The sequence below is a fragment of the Lysobacter sp. H23M47 genome, assembly GCF_015209765.1.
Lineage (GTDB): Bacteria > Pseudomonadota > Gammaproteobacteria > Xanthomonadales > Xanthomonadaceae > Novilysobacter > Novilysobacter avium.
On the sequence record NZ_CP063658.1, the window covers coordinates 2,015,630 to 2,034,745 of the forward strand.

The following is a 19,116-nucleotide window of genomic DNA, read 5'->3' on the forward strand; positions in this document are numbered from 1 at the left end:
AAAGACCAACCACGGGCTCACGCAGACTCGACGGTTTCCAGTTGCCCCATCTGTGGTGCGGGACGCCCGAGCAGGTAACCCTGCCCGCGCTCGCATCCCAGCTCAAACAGGATGTCGCGTTGCGCCTCGGTCTCGATGCCTTCGCCGATGGTGTGGATCCCCAGAGTCCCTGCCAGTGCCTGGATCGCGCGCACCACGGCGATGCTCTCGGCCTGCTTCTCTCCCGTCAATCCGGCCACGAAGCTGCGGTCGATCTTGAGGCATTCGATCGGGAATCGGTGCAGGCACGACAGCGCCGAATAGCCCGTGCCAAAGTCGTCCAGCTGGGCCAGCACGCCGTGGCTGCGAAGCGTGTGCAGGGTGCTCAGGGTCCGCCCGATATCGTCGAACAGGGCAACCTCGGTGATCTCGATGCGCAACTGGTTCGGGTTCGCGCCGGCGTTGTGGATCAGGCGCATCAGGCGATCGGCAAAATCCGCCGAGCGGAAGTGGCGCGGCGAGACGTTGACCGACACATAGCCGTCCACGCCGCGCGACAGACGGGTGATCACCTGCGCGTACATCAGCCAGTCGACTTCCTCGATCAGCCCGTTGTCTTCGCCCAGGCCGATGAACTCGCCGGGTGCCAGCAGGCCGCGCGTAGGGTGGCGCCAACGCAGCAATGCCTCGTGGCCGACCACCTGGTGCCCGTCCAGACTCATGATGGGCTGGTAGTAGGGAATGAAGTTGTCGCCGTTGATGGCCCGGCGCAGGTCCGCCTCCAGATCAAGGATGCGCGACGCCTCCTCGCGCATGTCCTCGTCGAACACCGCCCAGCGATCGCGGCCGCTGGCCTTGGCGCGGTACATCGCCGCGTCGGCATCGCGCAGCAGGTCGGTACCGCTGCCGTAACGCGGCTGCCACATCGCGATGCCGACGCTGGCGGACGGGAATACCTCGCGTCCGGCGATCCAGTAGGCCTGGCCCAGCGAATGCAGGACACGCTGGGCCAGGCTCTTCGCCACATGCAGCCCCTCGATGTCATTGACCAGCACGGCGAACTCGTCCCCGCCCAGGCGGGCGACCAGGTCGTGGTCGCGGACGGCAGCGACGATACGTCGGCCGGCCTCGACCAGCAGGTCATCACCGGCGGAATGGCCCACGCTGTCGTTGATCAGCTTGAACCGGTCCAGATCCAGGAACAGCACCGCAAAGCCGCAGGAATCCTCCGACGGCGATACCGCGTGCGCGTTGGCCTGCGCCTTGGTGACTGCCACGCCCATGTGGTCGAGCAGCTGGCTGCGGTTGGGCAGTCCGGTGAGCTCGTCGTGGCGCGCCTGATGGGTCAGTTGCTGTTCCGCACGCATGCGCTCGCCGATCTGCTCCAGCAGCTCGGCATTGGCCATCGCCAGTTCACGCGTTCGTGAATCGACCCGCTGTTCCAGCTCGGCATGGGCCAATACGAGGCGCTCCTGCTCCTGCTTGCGGGTCAGGCCGATGCTGATGTGGTTGGCGACAAAGTTGAGCAGGTCCTGGTCGCGGGCGGTGAAGGTGACGTCCTCCGAGTAGCTCTGCACCGCGATGACCCCAACCACCGTGTTGTCGCGGTACAGCGGCACCCCGAGCCAGCACTGGGCAACGGTGCCGTGGCCGCGGAATCCGGCCATCCGATGCGGGTCGGTCAGCAGCGCCCTGCCGGTTTCGATGACGTGCTCGGTCATCCCCGAGTCCAGGACGCGGCTGGCGCGGTGGGCATCGTGCTCGTCGATCGAGTAGGGAAACTCGAGTCGCGCGCCGTCTTCCGAAAGCAACGCGATATAGAAGTTGCGCGCGTCAAGCAGCTCGTTCACCACCGCATGTACCTGCGCGTAGAAGATCTCCAGCGTCCCGGCGCTGATCGAAAGCTCGGCGATGCGGTACAAAGCGCGCTGGAGTTTTTCCGCACGCTGACGCTCGATGATCTCCGAGTGCAGATCGCGGTTGCTGAGCTGCAGTGCCTTGGTGCGCTCCTCGACGCGCCGCTCCAGTTCCTCACGTGCCTGATAGCGATCCAGCGCGGTCAGGATGTGCTGGGCGACGAACCCAAGCAACGCCTGCTCCTCGACCCCGTAACAGTCGGGCCGATCGTAGCTCTGCACCACGATCGCGCCGCATACCCTGTCGTCGCGACGCATCGTCACACCGAGCCAGTCGGCGCTGTCGGGGCCGTGGTTGGGGTCCTCGGATACTCCCAAACAGCGCCGTACATGCTCGGAGGAGCCGAAAACCGCTTCACCGAGGCGGATCAGCGCCATGGTCAGGCTGTTGGGCGCACTGTCCACGGGAATCTCGACCGAGGGGTCCGGCCGGAAGGAATCCATCTGGTCGGCGAAGTACAGGAACCGGTAGGTCTGTGCTGCGTCGTCATAGAGGACGATGTAGAAATTTTCCGCGTACATGAGCCGGGCGACCACGGCATGGATCCGCTGGAGCATGTCCACAAGCTCCAGGCTCGATCCGGCGAGGTCGGCGATCTCGTACAGCGCCTGCTGCAACTGCTCCGACTTCTCCAGCTCCTTGACCCGCGAGCTCGCGCGCGTCGCCGCCAGGTGCAACTCGATGGTGCGCGTGGCGAGCACCATCCATGCCGTGCGCTGCGCGGCGGTCATGGCTTCGGGCAGCTCGACCACCAGCACCGACTGGCCCTGTTGCCCATCCCAGTCCAGCTCGATGTGGTGGGCGCCGTCAGCATCCTCCTCCCACTCGAGCGCCCTTGCAGCATCGTGGACCGGGCGATCCGCTCCGCGGGGAAGGGAATCGCGCGACCGCAGATGCAGGCGCGAGCCCGGCGGCAGCGTCGCGTTGATCATCGGCAGCAGTCCGTCGCCTCCCTCGCGTTGCACCGCAGCGGGATCGCCTGCGGCGTGCGCAATGGACGTGGTGTGGTGGCGCACTGTCAGCTTCTCCCCCTGTTGGCGCAGGCAGAATAGCGCGACACGGGCTTGGATGCGCCGGATCCGCGCCGCACGCCTTTCGCGGTGCGTCCTTTGCCGTACGGGCGGAGCGGCTTTACCCTGAGCGCCATGCAGCACGAGCGCCGCCAGCCCCCATCCAGTATCCCTCCGCAGCTGCTCCAGCCGTGCGTCCGGGGCTTCCGGCCAGGCGTCCGGTAATGGGCGATTACGCATTGGCGGGCCGCGCCAGCCACGAGATCGAGGTCAAGCACAGCCGCTTTCTCGCCCTTGCGGCGCCCGTCGACTCGCCCGAGGCGGCACTGGCTTTCGTGGCCGAGGTCGGCGATCCGGCCGCCACCCACAACTGCTGGGCCTACCGGATCGGTGAGCTGTACCGGTCCAGCGATGACGGCGAGCCGGCAGGCACCGCCGGGCGCCCCATCCTGTCGGCCATCGATGGTCAGGGACTGGACCAGACCGTGGTCGTGGTGACGCGCTGGTACGGCGGCATCAACCTGGGCGCGGGCGGACTGGTCCGCGCCTACGGCGGCTGCGCGGCGGAATGCCTGCGCACCGCGCGGCGACGGCCGTTGATCGACTACGTGGAGTGCACGCTGCAGTTCGGTTTCGCCGATACCGGGGCCGTGCACGCCGCGCTGGCCGCGCACGGCGTCGAGAAGCTGGACGAGCGGTTCACCGCCGCGGGCGTGCACCTGCAGTTGCGTTTGCCGTCCAGCCGGCGGGACGGGCTCGGCGACCAGCTGCGCGATGCGACGCGGGACCGCGCACGACTGGCGATAAACAATCCCGACACGGGCACCACGTGATCATTACGGGACGCACCCAACTTGATAGCGGACAATACCGCGCATGAGTGACACTTCCGCAGCACCCGCACCGACCACTGAGTCCGCTACGGCGAAGCCCGCCGTCGGCAACCTCAAGGCACTCTGGCCGTTCGTCAGCCGCCACCGCGCCCTGTTTGCCGGCTGGCTGATCGCCCTGGCGTGCTCGTCGGCGGCCACACTGAGCCTGCCTGTCGCCTTCAAGACCATGATCGACCGTGGCTTCGCCCAGGGCGGCGGCAGCGCGATCGACCAGGCCTTCGTGCTGCTGTTCGCCGTTGCGGTGGCACTGGCGCTGGCCACCGCGGCGCGCTTCTTCTTCGTGTCGCTGCTCGGCGAGCGCGTGGTCGCCGACCTGCGCGGCCGCCTCTACTCGCACCTGATCGGCCTGGACGCCGGCTTCCACGACCGCAGCCGCAGCGGCGAGCTGGTCTCGCGCCTGACCGCGGACGCGGAACTGCTGCGCGGCGTCATCGCCACCAGCATGTCGGTGGCGCTGCGCAGCGTGGTGACCTTCCTGGGCAGCATCGTGATGCTGTTCGTCAGCAGCCCCCACCTGGCGGCGTATGCACTGGTCGGCATTCCGCTGGCCGTGTTGCCGATCGTGGTCGGCGGTCGCCGGCTGAAGCGGATCTCGCGTGACAGCCAAGACCGGGTCGCCGACGCCAACACGCTGGCCAACGAGACCCTGGGCGCGGTGTCCACCGTGCAGGCGCATGCGCGCGAACCCTATGAACTGGGTCGCTTCAGCGACGCGCTGAAGATCGCCGTCGCCACCGCACGCCGCCGCATCCAGGCCCAGGCGTGGGTGACCGCAATCGCGATCGTGTTGATTTTCGGCGCGATCACCCTGGTGCTGTGGTCCGGCGCCCACGATGTCGCCGAAGGCCGGATGAGCGCCGGCACGCTGGGCCAGTTCGTCCTGTACGCGATGATCGGCGGCGGCTCGGTGGGCTCGCTGGCGGAAGTCTGGAACGAGGTGCAGCGAGCCGCCGGCGGCATGGGCCGGATCGGTGAGCTGCTCGCCGAGGAGTCCAGCATTACCGCGCCCGCGCATCCCGAACCGCTGCCCGCGCCGCTGCGTGGCGACATCGTCCTGGACGGGGTCACCTTCCATTACCCGATGCGTCCGGACCACCCGGCTCTGGAGGATTTCAGCCTGCACGTGCATCCCGGAGAGACCGTCGCCCTGGTCGGCCCGTCGGGTGCCGGCAAGAGCACCGTGCTGTCGATGCTGCTGCGCTTCCACGATCCGGCCCAGGGCAGCATCACCATCGACGGCATCGACATCCGCCGTTTCGACCCGGCCGACCTGCGCGGCGCCATTGCGCTGGTGCCGCAGCAACCGAGCATCTTCGCCACCACCGCTCGCGACAACATCCGTTACGGCCGCCTGGAAGCCAGCGACGCCGACGTCGACGCGGCCGTGGAGGCTGCCCACGCCAGCGATTTCATCAGCGCGCTGCCCGAGGGACTGGACACCGAGCTCGGTGAACGCGGCGCGCGCCTGTCGGGCGGCCAGCAGCAACGCATCGCGATCGCCCGCGCCCTGCTCAAGGACGCGCCGATCCTGCTCCTGGACGAGGCCACCAGCGCGCTGGACGCACAGAGCGAGCGCGCGGTGCAGCAGGCCCTGGACACGTTGCTGGAGGGTCGCACCACGCTGGTCATCGCGCATCGACTGGCGACTGTGCTCAAGGCCGACCGGATCGTGGTGATGGACCACGGCCGTATCGTCGCCGAAGGCACCCACGACCAGCTGTTGCGCGAAGACGGCCTGTACGCCGACCTGGCCAAGCTGCAGTTCCTGGATTGAGCAAAAAACAGGCCAAGAGCGTGCGCCTGCTGACGGAAGGTCCCGTCGGCCGCACGATGATCGTCTTCGCGCTGCCGATCATGGCCGGCAACGCGGCGCAGTCGCTGAACGGCTCGATCAATGCGATCTGGGTCGGCCGTTTCCTCGGCGAGGCGGCGCTGACGGCGACCGCCAACGCCAACAACGTGATGTTCTTCCTGATCGGCGCGGTATTCGGCATCGGCATGGCCGCCACGATCCTGATCGGCCAGGCCACCGGCGCCCACGACAACGCCCAGGCGCGCCGGGTGATGGGCACCAGTGCGACGTTCTTCATCAGCCTGTCGGTGATTCTGGCGGTGACCGGATGGTTCGTCACCGATCCGCTGCTGCGCTTGATGGACACGCCTGCGGCGGCGCTGCCGTTGGCGGAGAGCTACCTGAAGGTGATCTTCCTGGCGATGCCGTTCATCTACGCGTTCGCCTTCGTGTCCGCGGCGCTGCGCGGTGTCGGCGATTCGCGCACCCCGTTCCGTTTCCTGCTGCTGTCGGTGATCCTGGACGTGATTTTCAATCCGCTGCTGATCTTCGGCATTGGACCGTTTCCGGAGATGGGGATCGCCGGCTCGGCGACCGCAACGGTCGTTGGCCAGGGCATCAGCCTGCTGGCGATGCTGCTGTACCTGCGCCGCAAGCAGCATCCCTTGTGGCTCGGCCGGGCGGACGCGCACCTGTTCCGGGTGGACCTGACGATCCTGCGCGCACTCGTGGTCAAGGGCGTACCGATGGGCCTGCAGATGGTGCTGATCTCGCTGGCGATGATCGCGATGATGACGATGGTCAACGCCTACGGCATCGCCACCGCAGCGGCGTACGGCGCGGCGCTGCAATTGTGGACCTACGTGCAGATGCCGGCGATGGCGATCGGCGCCGCCTGCTCCTCGATTGCAGCGCAAAGCGTCGGTGCCGGCGACTGGAAGCGGGTGGACGCCACCGCCCACACCGGCATCGGCTACAACTTCCTCCTCACCGGCGCCCTGATCGCGCCGCTGATCCTGCTGGACCGCTACAGCTTCGCGCTGTTCCTGCCCGACGGCAGCGACTCGATGGAGATCGCCCGCCACCTGAACCACATTGGCGTGTGGTCGTTCCTGTTCTTCGGCGTGACCTTCGTGGTCTCCGGCGTGGTTCGTGCCACCGGTGCGGTGATTCCGCCGCTGGTGATCCTCGCCATCGCCTTGTGGGGCGTGCGCGTGCCGTTCGCGGAGATGCTGCAGCCCTTGATGGGCGTGGACGCGGTGTGGTGGAGTTTCCCGGTCAGCGCCGCCTCGGCGATGGTGATGTCGCTGGCGTATTACCGCTGGGGCCGCTGGCGCAGCGCGAAGATGCTGCCGACCGACCCGCGCGAGGTCGCCATTCCGTCCGAGGTCCCGGCCTGCGCACCGTCACCGATCGCCGACCCCGCTCCGGATCGGGACCGGGAAGCAGACGATGTGGCAGGCGCTGCGCTGGATGTCCGCGGTAGTTGAGCTGGTGGCCGTGGAACTCTCCGCGAGCGCAGCCAGCGGGCAAAGTGGCGGTGATCCTCGAGGATTCCTCGCAACCATACGGTCAAGCATGGTTGGACTTGACCTGGATCAGCACGTGGTGGTGCACGTGCCTGACAATAGCCGCACATGAACCGCCGCCTGTTCCACCGCTGGATGAGCCACCTGGCCCTCGCCGCCATCGTGGCGTTGAGTCTGGTGCCCAGCGTTGGCCGCCTGACGGGCCAGCCGGCAATGTCGATGCACGCGATGCCGGCCGAGGCGACGATGCGCGGGCAAAGCGCAGAGGCTGGACATAAGGCGAATCCGGCGCACTCCGGAAAGGCCGCCGCCGCGACCTCGGCCATCGCCATTGCCCACGGGCCTGCGTCCACCCTCGATACAGCCGATGGACAGCCGGCTGCCGGCAACGGCCATCACGGCTCGGACGACGACTGCGCGTACTGCCCGTTGCTTGCCGGGACGACCGCCCTGCCCGTTCCCGGCCTCCCGGCTGCGTTGCCTGTCCAAGGCACCGCGGTGCGTGTGCCGGCGACCCGGACCCCCGAATTGGATCGGCACCCGACCGGCCTGGGCTCCCGCGGACCGCCGATCACGGCCTGAGCTCCGCCCTCCGCGTTCCCCCTTCTCGACCCCGCATCCGCGGCAATGGCCGCGCGCACCCCGGTGCCAGGAGTTTGACCATGTTCCGCAATGCCCGTTTCCCCTCCCGCATGCCGCGGGCCCGTTCCACGCGCCTGTCGCTGGCGATCGTGACCGCCTTGGCGTGCCTGCCCGTCCACGCCGAGGTGCCCGCCGACGCGGCCCCGGCCGCACCCGCGCCGTTTGATTTCCAGCAGGTCGTGGTGACCTCCGCGCGGCCGGTCTCGGCGCTCACCTTCGAGACCGATCCGCGCCTGCCCCGGCAACCGGTTCCCGCCAGCGACGGCGCCGATTACCTCAAGACCATTCCCGGCTTCACCGCGATCCGCAACGGCGGCACCAACGGCGATCCCGTGCTGCGCGGCATGTTCGGCTCGCGCCTGAACCTGCTCAGCAACGACGGCGCGATGCCGGGCGCCTGCCCATCGCGGATGGACAATCCGATGTCCTACGTGTCGCCGGAAACCTACGACAGCCTGGTCGTGGTCAAGGGGCCACAGACCGTCCTGTGGGGACCGGGCGCCTCGGCAGGCACGGTGCGCTTCTCGCGCGACCGCGAGCAGTTCGACGAGCCGACGGTGAAACTCGCCGGCAGCCTGCTGGGCGGCTCATTCGGCCGCAATGACCAGGTGCTCGATGCCACCTTCGGCGCGCAGCCCGGCTACGCGCGCATCAGCGCCAACCGCTCCGACTCCGACGATTACCGCGACGGCAACGGCAACGCCGTGGCCTCGGAGTGGAACAAGTGGAACGCCGACCTCGCCCTGGGCTGGACGCCGGATGCCGACACCGTGCTGGAAGCGACCGCCGGCGTCGGCGACGGCGAGGCACGTTACGCCGGTCGCGGCATGGACGGCTCGCAGTTCAAACGCGACAGCTATGGCCTGCGCCTGGAGAAGAAGAACCTCCCCGGCGCGCTGGACTCGATCGAGGCCAACGTGTTCTACAACCGCGCCGACCACGTCATGGACAACTACAGCCTGCGCCGGCCAAACCCGGATGGGGCGATGCCGATGCCGATGGCGTCCAACGTCGAACGCGCCACCACCGGCGGACGCGCCGCTGCCACCTGGCTGGGCGACAGCGTCGATGTCACCGCTGGCTTCGACTTGCAGGACAGCCGCCACCGCCGCCGCTCTGGCCACGGCCGCAACACCTACCAGTTGCAGCCGTGGACGGTGGACGCGCGCTTCCGCAACCTGGGCGTGTTTGCCGAGGGCACCTGGCGTGCCGACGCGGGCAAGCGTGTCATTGCCGGCCTGCGCGCCGACCGCGCGCGGGCGACCGACGAGCGCACCACACTCGGCAAGATGGGCCGGCCCAACCCCACCGCCGGCAGCAGCCGCACCGAAACCCTGTCCGCCGGCTTCATCCGCTTCGAGCGGGACCTGGTCGATCAGCCGGTCACCTGGTACGCCGGCCTGGGCCATACCGAACGCATGCCCGACTACTGGGAACTGTTCTCGCCCGACATGGGCCCGGTCGGCACGGCGAACGCGTTCGCCGGCGTGGCGACGGAGAAGACCACGCAGCTCGACGTCGGCGTGCAGTACCGCAGCAAGACCTGGGGTGCCTGGGTGTCCGCCTATGCCGGCCGGGTCGACGACTTCATCCTGTTCCGCTACGGCGGCGCCGGGATGATGGGCCCCATGTCTTCGGCGTCAAATATCGACGCGCGCATCCACGGCGGCGAACTGGGCATGGAGTACCGGCCGTCCGCGCAGTGGACCCTGGGTGGCACGCTCGCCCATTCCTGGGGCAAGAACCAGGACGCCGGCACCGCCCTGCCGCAGATGCCACCGCTGGAAGCGCGCCTGTCGCTGGGCTGGGACGACAGCCAGTGGTCGTTCGGGGCGTTGGTGCGCGCCGTCGCCTCGCAGGACCGCATCGCGTTGGCCCAGGGCAGCGTGGTCGGCCAGGACCTCGGGCCAAGCGCGGGGTTTGCGACCTTCGCGGTCAACGGTGGCTACCGCTTCAACAGCCTGGCCCAGTTTACGGTCGGCGTGGACAACGTGTTCGACCGCACCTACAGCGAACACCTGAACCTGGCGGGCAACGCCGACTTCGGCTACCCGGCCGATCCGGTCCGGATCAACGAGCCGGGCCGCACCGCCTGGGTCAAGCTCAACCTGAAGTACTGAGCCCGGCCGGCAGCGCGCGTTCGATCAGCGCGTCCATGGGCACCCCCGCCGGCAGGGTGCCCATGGCCAGGCCGTGTTCGCCACCGAGACGACTGCGACAGAAGCCCTGCGCGGCGGGGCTGCCGACGCGGAGCAGCAGTGAGGCCTGCAGCGCCAGGGCGAGGCGCTCCACGAACCGGCGCGCCTGGGCGGGCTCCACCGCTGCCCCTTCGGTAAGCGTGGCGCGCAGGTGTTCGATGGCCTGCGCGTACTCGCTGCCACCCTCGCCGGCAGCGACCAGTTCCGCCCACACGGCAGCGCCGGTTTCGGGCTCGCGCTGCAGCGCCCGCAGCACGTCCAGACACTGGATGTTGCCGCTGCCCTCCCAGATCGAGTTCAACGGCGCCTGCCGATACAGGCGCGGCATGAGCGACTCCTCGATGTAGCCGTTGCCACCCAGACACTCCTGCGCCTCGTTGACGAATGCCGGCGCACGCCGGCAGACCCAGTACTTGCCAACCGCAGTACCGATCCTCGCCAGCGCCGCCTCGGCGGGGTCACGTTCGGCGGCGTCGACCGCGCGCGCAATCCGCATCGCCAGCACCAACGCGGCTTCAGCCTCCACCGCCAGATCCGCCAGCACGTTCGCCATCAACGGTTGCTCCTCCAGTCGCTTGCCGAACGCGCTCCGGTGACGGCAGTGGTGGATCGCCCGGGCCAGCGCCATGCGCATCTGCGCTGCGCCGCCGAGCAGGCAGTCCAGCCGGGTCAGCATCACCATCTCCAGGATGGTCGCGACACCCCGCCCTTCGGCGCCGACCGGAAACGCCAGCGCGCCGCACAATTCGATCTCCGAGGAGGCGTTCGACCAGTCGCCCAACTTGTCCTTCAGCCGGATCAACCGGAACGCGTTTTTGCTGCCGTCCTCCAGGACGCGCGGCATCAGGAAACAGCCCAGCCCACCCGGCGCCTGCGCCAGCATCAGGAAGCCGTCGCTCATTGGTGCCGACAGGAACCACTTGTGGCCGACCAGACGGTAGCCGCTGCCGTCCGCCAACGGCGTCGCCACGGTGGTGTTGGCACGCACGTCGCTGCCGCCCTGTTTCTCGGTCATGCCCATGCCGAGGGTGACGCCGGCCTTGTCGGCAACCGGCACCTCCCGCGGGTCGTACAGCGGCGCGGCCGCCTTCTCGGACCATTGCGCCAGCGCCGGCTCGCGTCGCAGCACCGGCACCGACGCGTGGGTCATTGTCAGCGGACAACTCGTGCCCGGCTCGACCTGGTGGTGCAGGTAGCTCAGCGCGGCCCGCACCACGTGCCCGCCGGGCTGCTCGTGGCGCCAGGACCAGCCGGCGACACCGTGGCGGATCGCCGCATCCATCAGCGAGTGGTAGGCCGGGTGGAAGGCGACGCGGTCGATCCGGTGGCCGAAGCGGTCGTGGCTGAGCAGCCGCGGGCGGTCGCGGTGGGCGTCGTCGGCCCACTCCAAAGCCGGACCGCCGGCGAGCACGGCGTAGCTCGCGATGGCCTGCCGGCCCTCCTCGAGTGATCCCGGCTCAGGCTGCGGCTGTAGAAGCGACAACTCCCGCGCCAGCGCATCACGCAGCACGGCGTCATCGCGCCACAGATCACGTGGGCCGAATGGCGGCGGCTGGTTTTCCACCCGGTGGGTCTCAAACGGCGCAGCGGGCTCCTGCGCCTGCGGCAACGGCTCCATGGGCGTCTCCGATAGCGGCTTGGGACCAATCTAGCGCAAGCCCGGTTCGTATCACGGCTGCCCGTAGCGCGCACAAAAAAAACCCCACCGAAGCGGGGTTTCTTCATTCACGTGGCGCGGCTATTCGGCCGGGGTGATGTCGGACGCCTGCGCGCCCTTCGGTCCCTGGGTCAGCTCGTAGCTGACGCGCTGGCCTTCCTGAAGGCTGCGGAAGCCCTTCGCGTTGATGGCGGAGAAGTGTGCGAACACGTCCGCGCTTCCGTCTTCAGGGGAAATGAAGCCAAATCCCTTGGCGTCGTTGAACCATTTCACAGTGCCGTACTGCATATCCTTGATGACCTCGTGGCTGGGTGGTGACCCGCGCTGCGAGCGCAAGCGCGGTTGGCCAGAGTATGCAAACTGAACTTCTGCTTTACAACATCACCATTCTCAGCCCGGATTTTCCCCGGCCAGCTGCACCATCACCGCCTCCAGCAGGGCCGGCAATCCGGCCGACGCGCTGGCGACGTTGTCCAGCACGTCCTGCAGGGTAATCACCTCGCTGACATCCGGACCGGCGCCTGCCGCCCAGTTCGCGACGATGGCCAGGCACGCGTACTCCAGGCCCATCTCGCGCGCCAGGCCGGCTTCGGGCATGCCGGTCATGCCCACCAGATCGCAGCCGTCGCGCCGCATGCGGCTGATTTCGGCGCGGGTTTCCAGTCGTGGGCCCTGGGTGGCACCGTAACAACCGCCATCCACCAGGGGGACGCCGGCCTGCCGCGCGGCCGCGAGCACGCTCTGGCGCAACTGCGGCGTATACGGCTCACCGAAATCCACGTGCAGGACCTCGCTGCCGGGCTCCTCGCACAGGGTCGAGACCCGGCCCCAGGTGTAGTCGATCAACTGGTCCGGGCAGCCGAGCACGCCGGGGCCGAACGCGGCAGTGATGCCGCCCACGGTGTTCAGGGCGAGCACTCGCTTGGCCCCCAGCGATTTCAGCGCCGACAGGTTGGCGCGGTAGTTGATCAGGTGCGGGGGAACGGAATGCCCTTCGCCGTGGCGCGCCAGAAAGGCCACGCGATGGCCGCCCAGGCGTCCCACCCGTACTGGTCCGGACGGCTGGCCGTACGGCGTCACCCGCGAGTGGGCTTCCATGCCACGCAGTTCGGCCAGGGCGTAGACACCGGTGCCGCCGATTACCGCCAGTTCAATCGATTCGCTCATCACTCAGTCCTTCATCGCGTAGATCGCCGGCAGGTTGCGACCCTGCTCCTGGTAGTCCATGCCATAGCCGAACACATACCGGTCCGGCACCTGAAGGCCGACGTAATCGGCCTGCAGGTGCGTGATCGCACGGTCGTGGTGTTTCACCGCAAGGGCGGCGATGCGCACGTCAACGGCGCCTTCGGCCAGGCACCATTCCACGATCGCGGCCATGGTCAGGCCCTCGTCGAAGATGTCGTCCACCAGCAGCACCCGGCGGCCACGCAGCGCGGTGGCCGGACGATGTTTCCACACCAGCGCGCCACCCGACGTCGCGCCCCGGTAGCGGGTCGCGTGCAGATAGTCGAACTCCAGGTCCAGGCCACGAACGCCGAGCTCCATCGCCAGCTGGGAGGCAAACGGCATCCCCCCGTGCATGACGGTCAGATACACCGGGCGGGTGTCCACGCCGTCGGTGTAGTCATCGCGAATGACATCGGCCATCGCGCCGATCGCCTGCTCCACCGCCGCGCGGTCGAACAGCACATCCGCGCTGGCCAGCACCTCGCGCAGGCTGGCGCTCACGCGACGCCTCCAAGACGGTCACGACGGTCGCGGTAGTGCTGGTCGGCGAGCAGGTTGTCCCAGCCCATCGCGCCGCCGCCGATCAGACCGGTCAGCGCCATGGTGTTGAGCTTGCGGCCTTCCACGGCCTTGAGCGACTCATCCACCAGCTCGGGATGGCACACCAGCACCACATCGCAACCGGCATCCAGGTGCAGGTCGACGCGCTGCTTGATGCCGCCGGCCGAGAACGCCGCCGCCATGCCGATGTCGTCGGAGAACACCACGCCGCGGAAGCCCATCTCCTTGCGCAGGATCTCCTCGATCCACCGCCGCGAGTAGCCGGCCGGCTCGGGAGCGACCTGTGGATAGACGACGTGGGCCATCATCACCGCGTCCGCGCGTGCCTTGATGCCGGCCACGAACGGGACCAGGTCCAGCGCGCGCAACTCCTCCAGCGGGCGCGGGTCCACCGCGTCGTCGAAGTGGGTGTCTTCCAGCACCGAGCCGTGGCCGGGGAAGTGCTTCAGCGTGGCGGCCATGCCGGCCTGGTGCATGCCTTCGACGTAGGCGACCGTGAGCGCGGCGACCACCTCGGGGTCGGCGTCGAACGCGCGGTCGCCGATGGCGCGGTTGCCGCGTCCCAGGTCGACCACGGGGGCGAAGCTCAGGTCGATGCCGCTGGCCTTGATCTCGCTTGCCATCAGCCATGCGTGCTCGCGTGCGCGCACCAGTGCGGCAGCGGGATCGGCCGCGTAGTCGCGACCCAGGCCGTCCAGCGAGGGCAGCGCGCTGTAGCCCTGGCGGAAACGCTGGACCCGTCCGCCTTCCTGATCGACGCAGATCAGCTGCGGTCGCGGCGCGGCCTCACGGATCGCGCGGGCCAGATCGTCGACCTGCTCGCGCGAGGCGAAGTTGCGGGTGAACAGGATCACGCCGGCGCAGCCCTCGTGCTGCAGCCAGTCGCGCTCCTGCGCGGTAAGTTCAGTGCCGGCAACGCCGATTACGAGCATGGGCAACTCCAGGGAATTAGCGGTAGGCGGCTCGCGCCGGGTGTCATGCGGATCATGGCGCAGCCGCCCCGGCGCGTTGCTGCGCGGACCACTGCGAGAACGGGTGCGATGCCAGGGCCAGGTTGTAGTAGCGCGACTCGTCGGTCACCTCGACCCCCAGCCAGTCGGGCCGCTGGAAGCACTCGTGCGCGTCAGCCAGTTCGATCTCGGCGACCACGAGCCCGGCGTTGTCGCCAAGAAACTCGTCCACTTCCCACAGGTGCCCGCCGACCTTCACCAGGTGACGTCGCTTGTCGACCAGGCCGCCAACCGATAGTGCCAGCAGCGCGCGCGCATCGGCCACCGGGACCGGGTACTCGAATTCCTGGCGTGTGTGCCCCAGCTCGCGCGATTTGAGATTCAGGTGCGCGGCGTCGCCGGCGATGCGCACGCGTACCGAGGCCTTCATCGCGCCGGTGTCCATCGCCGCCAGGTCATTGAGGTAACCCTGCGCCATCGGCACGACCTCGTGCGCAGCCGCCCGCCAGCCATCGCCGGTGACCAGGAATTTGCGTTCGATCTCGATCGCCATGGCTCAGGCCTTCTCGAACATCGCAATGGACTCCACGTGGGCGGTCTGCGGGAACATGTCCATCACTCCCGCCACCTGCAGCTTCCAGCCACGCGCCGCCAGCAACGCGGTGTCGCGCGCCAGCGAGGCCGGATGGCAGCTGACGTAGACGATGCGCTGGAACTGGTCCAGCGGCAGATGCTCCAGCACGAACGCCGCACCCGAGCGCGGCGGATCCAGCAGCAGCTTGTCGAAGCCCTGCTCCATCCACGGCTGGCCGGACAGGTCCAGCGACAGGTCCGCGGCGTGGAAGCGCGCATTGTCGATGGCGTTGCGCTGTGCGTTGTCCCACGCGCGCTCCACCAGGCCGGCATCGCCCTCCACCCCCACCACCTCGCGCACGCGGCGCGCCAGCGGCAGGGTGAAATTGCCCAGCCCGCAGAACAGGTCGAGCACGCGGTCGCCGGGCTGCACGTCCAGCAGGTCCATCGCCAGCTGGACCATGCGTTCGTTGAGCCCCGCGTTGACCTGGATGAAATCCAGCGGACGGAACGCGAACTCGAGGTTCCAGTGCGGCATCCGGAACGACAGCGCCGGATCGGCCGGCCACAGGGGATGGACACTGTCGACACCGCCGGGCTGGAGGAAGATCGCAAAGCCGTGCTGCTGGCCGAAGGCGACCAGCGATGCCTGGTCATCGGTGGACAGCGGCGCCATGTGGCGAACCACCAGCGCCACGCCATTGAACTGCGCGGTGACATCGCCGGCGATGAACTCGATCTGTGGAATGTCGCTGCGTGCCTGCAGGCTGTCGACCAGCTCGGCGAGTGCCGCGACCTTTCCGCCCACCTCGGGGATGACGGTGTGGCAATGGTGGATCTCGGCGACAAAACGCGGGTCGGTCTCGCGGAATCCAACCAGCGTTTTCCCCTTCTTCTCCACCCGCCGCACCGAGAAGCGGCCTTTGCGTCGATAGCCCCAGGCGGCATCCACCAAGGGCTCAAGCAATTGCGGCGGCACGATACCCGCCGCGTCACGCAGGTGGTCCAGCAGGACGGCCTGCTTGGCAAGGATCTGGCTGCTGCCGTCGAGGTGCTGCAGCGCGCAGCCACCGCACGTGCCGAAGTGCCCGCACCGCGGCGTCACCCGGTCCGCCGCCGCCTGCAATACCTCAACGGTGCGTGCCTCGTGGACGCAGCGCCGGCGCCCGGTGCGGGTCGCAAGCACGCGCTCGCCGGGCAGCGCGCCCGCCACCAGCATCGTCACATCACCGGCAAGACGGGCCACGCCGCGACCGTCCGGAGACAGGGCGTGGATGTCCACTTCAAACGGGGTTTTGTCGAGACGGGCCACTAGCACTGAGGTCAGCCGGGGGCCGCGTATTGTCGCAGATGCCGCGGCGGGCACGGCAGCCGCCACGCGCGCAGCCGCTTGCGCGGGCGATGGAAGCCCCTGCGAGCTGCCGCTCGGCCCGGCGCAGCGTTACTTCTGCTTCCAGCTGCCGCCGCTCTGGTACCACCAGCCGCTGCGGGCACTTTCCGCCCACTGCTTGGCGAATACCTCACGGATCTGGCTTTCCCACTCCGGGTGCCCATTGGCCACGGCCACTTCGCGATAGACGGCGTTGCGGTCGCGATTGTCCTCGGCCACCGCCTGCTGGATGCTGGCGCGATCCTTCAGCGGCAGTTTGGCCGCGTCGCGGACGACAATGGTGCCGTCGCTGGCGAAGCCCAGCGCACCGGCATCAAAACCGGCCCGCAGGGTGCTGTTGAAACGCGCCGCCATCCTGGCCTGGATCGCCTGGATGGCCGGGGTCTTGATGCTGATGTCCGGCGACTGCGCGTGGGCGCTGCCGATTCCCACCACCGCGTACAGGTCGACGCGCGAGGCCAGTTGGCGCAGCGACGAGGTGGTCCCATCGATCATCGCGGACGGACCGCCTTGCTTGTTATCGCCGGCCTCTTCCACGGGCGGGGTCGCAGTGGCTTCATCGCCGATGACCTTGTCGACAAACTCCCGCGCCGCTTCGCGCGCTTCGGCGGCGGGAAAATAAACGTTGATGGTTACGCATGCCGTGACCATCACGGCGGCAACCGGAATTCCCATCAAACGACGCATGGTGTATCTCCTGGGGGGGCACCCGAAATTATGACTCGACGGTACGCTAGTCGACCACCGCTTTCACCTCTCCCTTGCCGACCGCGGCCAGGCGCTCGACCAGCGTCGGCCAGTCCACCCGGCGATTGAAACCCAGCACGGTCAAGCGCGGCACGCCCGAGCCTTCCACGAGCACGAAGCCATCGCCGGCCGGTGCAAGGCCTTGCATGGTGCAGACCTCGTTGGCCAGCTTGCAGCCGATACCCAGGCGCGAGTAGCCGAAATCATCGAAGAAGCCGATCAGTTGCGATTGCAGCGAGTTCACGAACGACGCGTTGCCGACGCTGGTGAGGTCCTGGACCGCACGCTGGCTGATGCGCTGGCGCACGCCGCGGTGGCGATCGGTGACCAGCCACGCGTCGAACGCAACCGCTTCCCAGCCCACCAGCCGCAATTCGGCGATGCTGCCGTCGAGCTTGCCGCTGATGCTGCCAAAATCGAACGCGCCGGTGAGCGCGGTGAGGTCGATGTCGTCGAGCACGATGTCGGCGGACAGGGTCGGGAGCACGCCGAAGGGACGCTCCATCGACAGTGCCGAGACACCGACCCGGCCGCCGAACAGCTGCATCTCCAGGCCACCGTCGAGGATCAGCTTTTCGTCGCGGTAGTGGGCGTCGGGAATGCTGCCGCTCAGGGTGCCGGCAAAGGCTGGCCAGTCCAGCGCTTCCGACAACCGGGCCACATCCACGTCCTCCAACGCCACGCCAAAGCGCAACGCAGCACCGTCGGCATCCAGTGGCGGTCGCAGCAGCAGGTGGTTCAGCAGCACGTTTCCGCCCAGCAGGGGGACGGCCACCGCCTCACGCAGCTGCAGGTTGCCGCCCTCGCTGCGGAAAGGCAGGCGGCCCGGCCCCAGCGCCATCCCGTGCAACGTGCCGCCACTCCAGTGCAGCGCGCTGTTGACCGGGGTGTTGGAGGACAGTTCGACATTGCCATCCAGGCCGGCGAAGGAGAAGCGGCCATCCGCGTCCTTCAGGCTCGCCCCGGACAGGCGCAGATCGGCCTCGGCCAGCTGGCCGCCGCGCATGCGCAGGGAGCCGTCGGCAGCGCCGGCGAGCGTCATCTCTCCCAGCCCGGCCATCCCCAGCCAACCGCTGAGGTAGCCGTCCCTCAGTGGCCCCAGGTTCGGCGCGCGCACGCTCAGGTCCAGCGCGTCCAGCTCATTGTCCGCGTTCAGCCCCGCGCTGCCTTCCACGGTGAGGATGCCCGGGTCGTTCCAGTACAGCTCCGGCAGCGCCCAGCCCTCACCCTCGTGGTGCGCGGCGCCGACGCGCAGATCGATCCGGCGCTGTTCCAGTGCGAGATACGTCGTGCCCCACAACAGCTCGCCGCCATCCAGCCGGCCCTCCACCAGGATCAGATCCGCGTCGCCCAGACGCGCATCGACGTCGATCGTTGCATCGAGATCCGCCGCGGCGATGCTGCCGTCTTCGGTATCCAGGCCGGCACCGCGAAGCGCCACCGGACCGCTGATCCGCAGCGGCTGATCGTCAACGGCGCGCACGGTCAGGCGCGCATCAGCCTCGCCCGCACCGATCACCGCCGCCGGCCACGCCTGCGACAGCAGGGCCTGGGTCCAGACCAGCGGAATGCGGGTCAGGTCGATCCGGGTCGCATCCGGGGCCGCGGCCTCGCGATGCACGCCGAGCCGGCTCGCCCCGCTCGCCAGTTCGGCATCAATGTCCATCGCGTCGACCGCAATCGACAGCTGCATCGGCGCGGCACTGCCGCTGCGGACCTCGCCGTCGCACGCCCATGCCAGGGAATCCTTGCGCTGCAGCCGGCAGCGCCAGTCCAGGTCGTCGAAAATGTAGCCCAGCGAGGGCGAATCGATCCGCCTGACCCGCAGCCGCAATTCACCGTGTCGGGCGCCGGCAGGCCAGAACAATCGCACGCTCACGTTGTCGAGTTCAGCGATCGCCGAATCGATGCGATCGATCTGCGCGGTCAGGGTGCGCGCCTGCGCATGCCCACAGGCCAGCATGAGCATGAAAGCGAGCAGCAACAGCGTCCGTGCAGCTATCCAACGAGCGCGCGCGCGTCGTCGAAACACGCCGTTCGACAGGGGC

The 19,116-nt window shown here is 68.4% G+C and carries 15 protein-coding genes; 5 read left to right on the top strand and 10 right to left on the bottom strand.

Annotation, left to right across the window (positions count from 1 at the left end; translation table 11 throughout):
* Positions 1 to 17: 17 nt before the first annotated feature.
* Positions 18 to 2,912: an EAL domain-containing protein gene (locus tag INQ43_RS09070; protein ID WP_228062465.1), complete on the bottom strand. Its 2,895-nt coding sequence runs from the start codon at positions 2,910 to 2,912 to the stop codon at positions 18 to 20.
* A gap of 218 nt (positions 2,913 to 3,130) precedes the next feature.
* On the opposite strand from INQ43_RS09070, the gene INQ43_RS09075 reads away from it, so the two are divergent.
* From INQ43_RS09075 to INQ43_RS09095, 5 genes are all read left to right on the top strand, one after another.
* On the top strand, positions 3,131 to 3,739 hold the full coding sequence (locus INQ43_RS09075) for a YigZ family protein (protein WP_194036236.1): 609 nt from the start codon (positions 3,131 to 3,133) through the stop codon (positions 3,737 to 3,739).
* A 43-nt stretch (positions 3,740 to 3,782) separates the two neighbouring features.
* Positions 3,783 to 5,573 carry an ABC transporter transmembrane domain-containing protein gene (locus tag INQ43_RS09080; RefSeq protein WP_194036237.1) on the top strand — a complete coding sequence of 597 codons (1,791 nt, stop codon included), beginning with the start codon at positions 3,783 to 3,785 and terminating at the stop codon, positions 5,571 to 5,573.
* A 56-nt stretch (positions 5,574 to 5,629) separates the two neighbouring features.
* Positions 5,630 to 7,081, top strand: a complete 1,452-nt coding sequence (locus INQ43_RS09085) for an MATE family efflux transporter (RefSeq protein ID WP_194037637.1) — start codon at positions 5,630 to 5,632, stop codon at positions 7,079 to 7,081.
* Positions 7,082 to 7,228: 147 nt separating this feature from the next.
* A complete protein-coding gene (locus INQ43_RS09090) occupies positions 7,229 to 7,702 on the top strand; it encodes a DUF2946 family protein (protein WP_194036238.1) in 474 nt (157 codons plus the stop codon).
* 80 nt (positions 7,703 to 7,782) lie between these two features.
* The gene (locus INQ43_RS09095; protein ID WP_228062466.1) at positions 7,783 to 9,882 is read left to right on the top strand and encodes a TonB-dependent copper receptor; all 2,100 of its coding nucleotides are present in this window, start codon (positions 7,783 to 7,785) and stop codon (positions 9,880 to 9,882) included.
* Here the strand turns inward: INQ43_RS09095 and INQ43_RS09100 are convergent.
* The 9 genes from INQ43_RS09100 to INQ43_RS09140 form a co-directional block, all read right to left on the bottom strand.
* Entirely contained in the window at positions 9,866 to 11,578 is a 1,713-nt protein-coding gene (locus INQ43_RS09100) for an acyl-CoA dehydrogenase family protein (RefSeq protein WP_194036239.1), read from the bottom strand. The genes INQ43_RS09095 and INQ43_RS09100 overlap by 17 nt on opposite strands.
* Positions 11,579 to 11,698: 120 nt before the next feature.
* On the bottom strand, positions 11,699 to 11,905 hold the full coding sequence (locus INQ43_RS09105) for a cold-shock protein (RefSeq protein ID WP_043957320.1): 207 nt from the start codon (positions 11,903 to 11,905) through the stop codon (positions 11,699 to 11,701).
* Positions 11,906 to 12,007: 102 nt separating this feature from the next.
* Positions 12,008 to 12,787 (bottom strand): S-methyl-5'-thioinosine phosphorylase, encoded by a 780-nt coding sequence (locus INQ43_RS09110; RefSeq protein WP_194036240.1) that lies wholly within the window; start codon positions 12,785 to 12,787, stop codon positions 12,008 to 12,010.
* Positions 12,788 to 13,348: a hypoxanthine-guanine phosphoribosyltransferase gene (locus INQ43_RS09115; RefSeq protein WP_194036241.1), complete on the bottom strand. Its 561-nt coding sequence runs from the start codon at positions 13,346 to 13,348 to the stop codon at positions 12,788 to 12,790.
* On the bottom strand, positions 13,345 to 14,340 hold the full coding sequence (nagZ, locus tag INQ43_RS09120; RefSeq protein ID WP_194036242.1) for a beta-N-acetylhexosaminidase: 996 nt from the start codon (positions 14,338 to 14,340) through the stop codon (positions 13,345 to 13,347). Before nagZ ends, INQ43_RS09115 begins: the two co-directional genes overlap by 4 nt.
* A 52-nt stretch (positions 14,341 to 14,392) precedes the next feature.
* On the bottom strand, positions 14,393 to 14,911 hold the full coding sequence (locus INQ43_RS09125; RefSeq protein WP_194036243.1) for a CYTH domain-containing protein: 519 nt from the start codon (positions 14,909 to 14,911) through the stop codon (positions 14,393 to 14,395).
* Positions 14,912 to 14,914: 3 nt separating this feature from the next.
* Positions 14,915 to 16,243 carry a 23S rRNA (uracil(1939)-C(5))-methyltransferase RlmD gene (gene rlmD / locus INQ43_RS09130; protein ID WP_194036244.1) on the bottom strand — a complete coding sequence of 443 codons (1,329 nt, stop codon included), beginning with the start codon at positions 16,241 to 16,243 and terminating at the stop codon, positions 14,915 to 14,917.
* A gap of 129 nt (positions 16,244 to 16,372) precedes the next feature.
* A complete protein-coding gene (locus tag INQ43_RS09135; RefSeq protein ID WP_194033988.1) occupies positions 16,373 to 17,008 on the bottom strand; it encodes a DUF1318 domain-containing protein in 636 nt (211 codons plus the stop codon).
* Between the two features lie 46 nt (positions 17,009 to 17,054).
* Entirely contained in the window at positions 17,055 to 19,052 is a 1,998-nt protein-coding gene (locus INQ43_RS09140) for a YdbH domain-containing protein (protein WP_228062467.1), read from the bottom strand.
* Between the last annotated feature and the right edge of the window lie 64 nt (positions 19,053 to 19,116).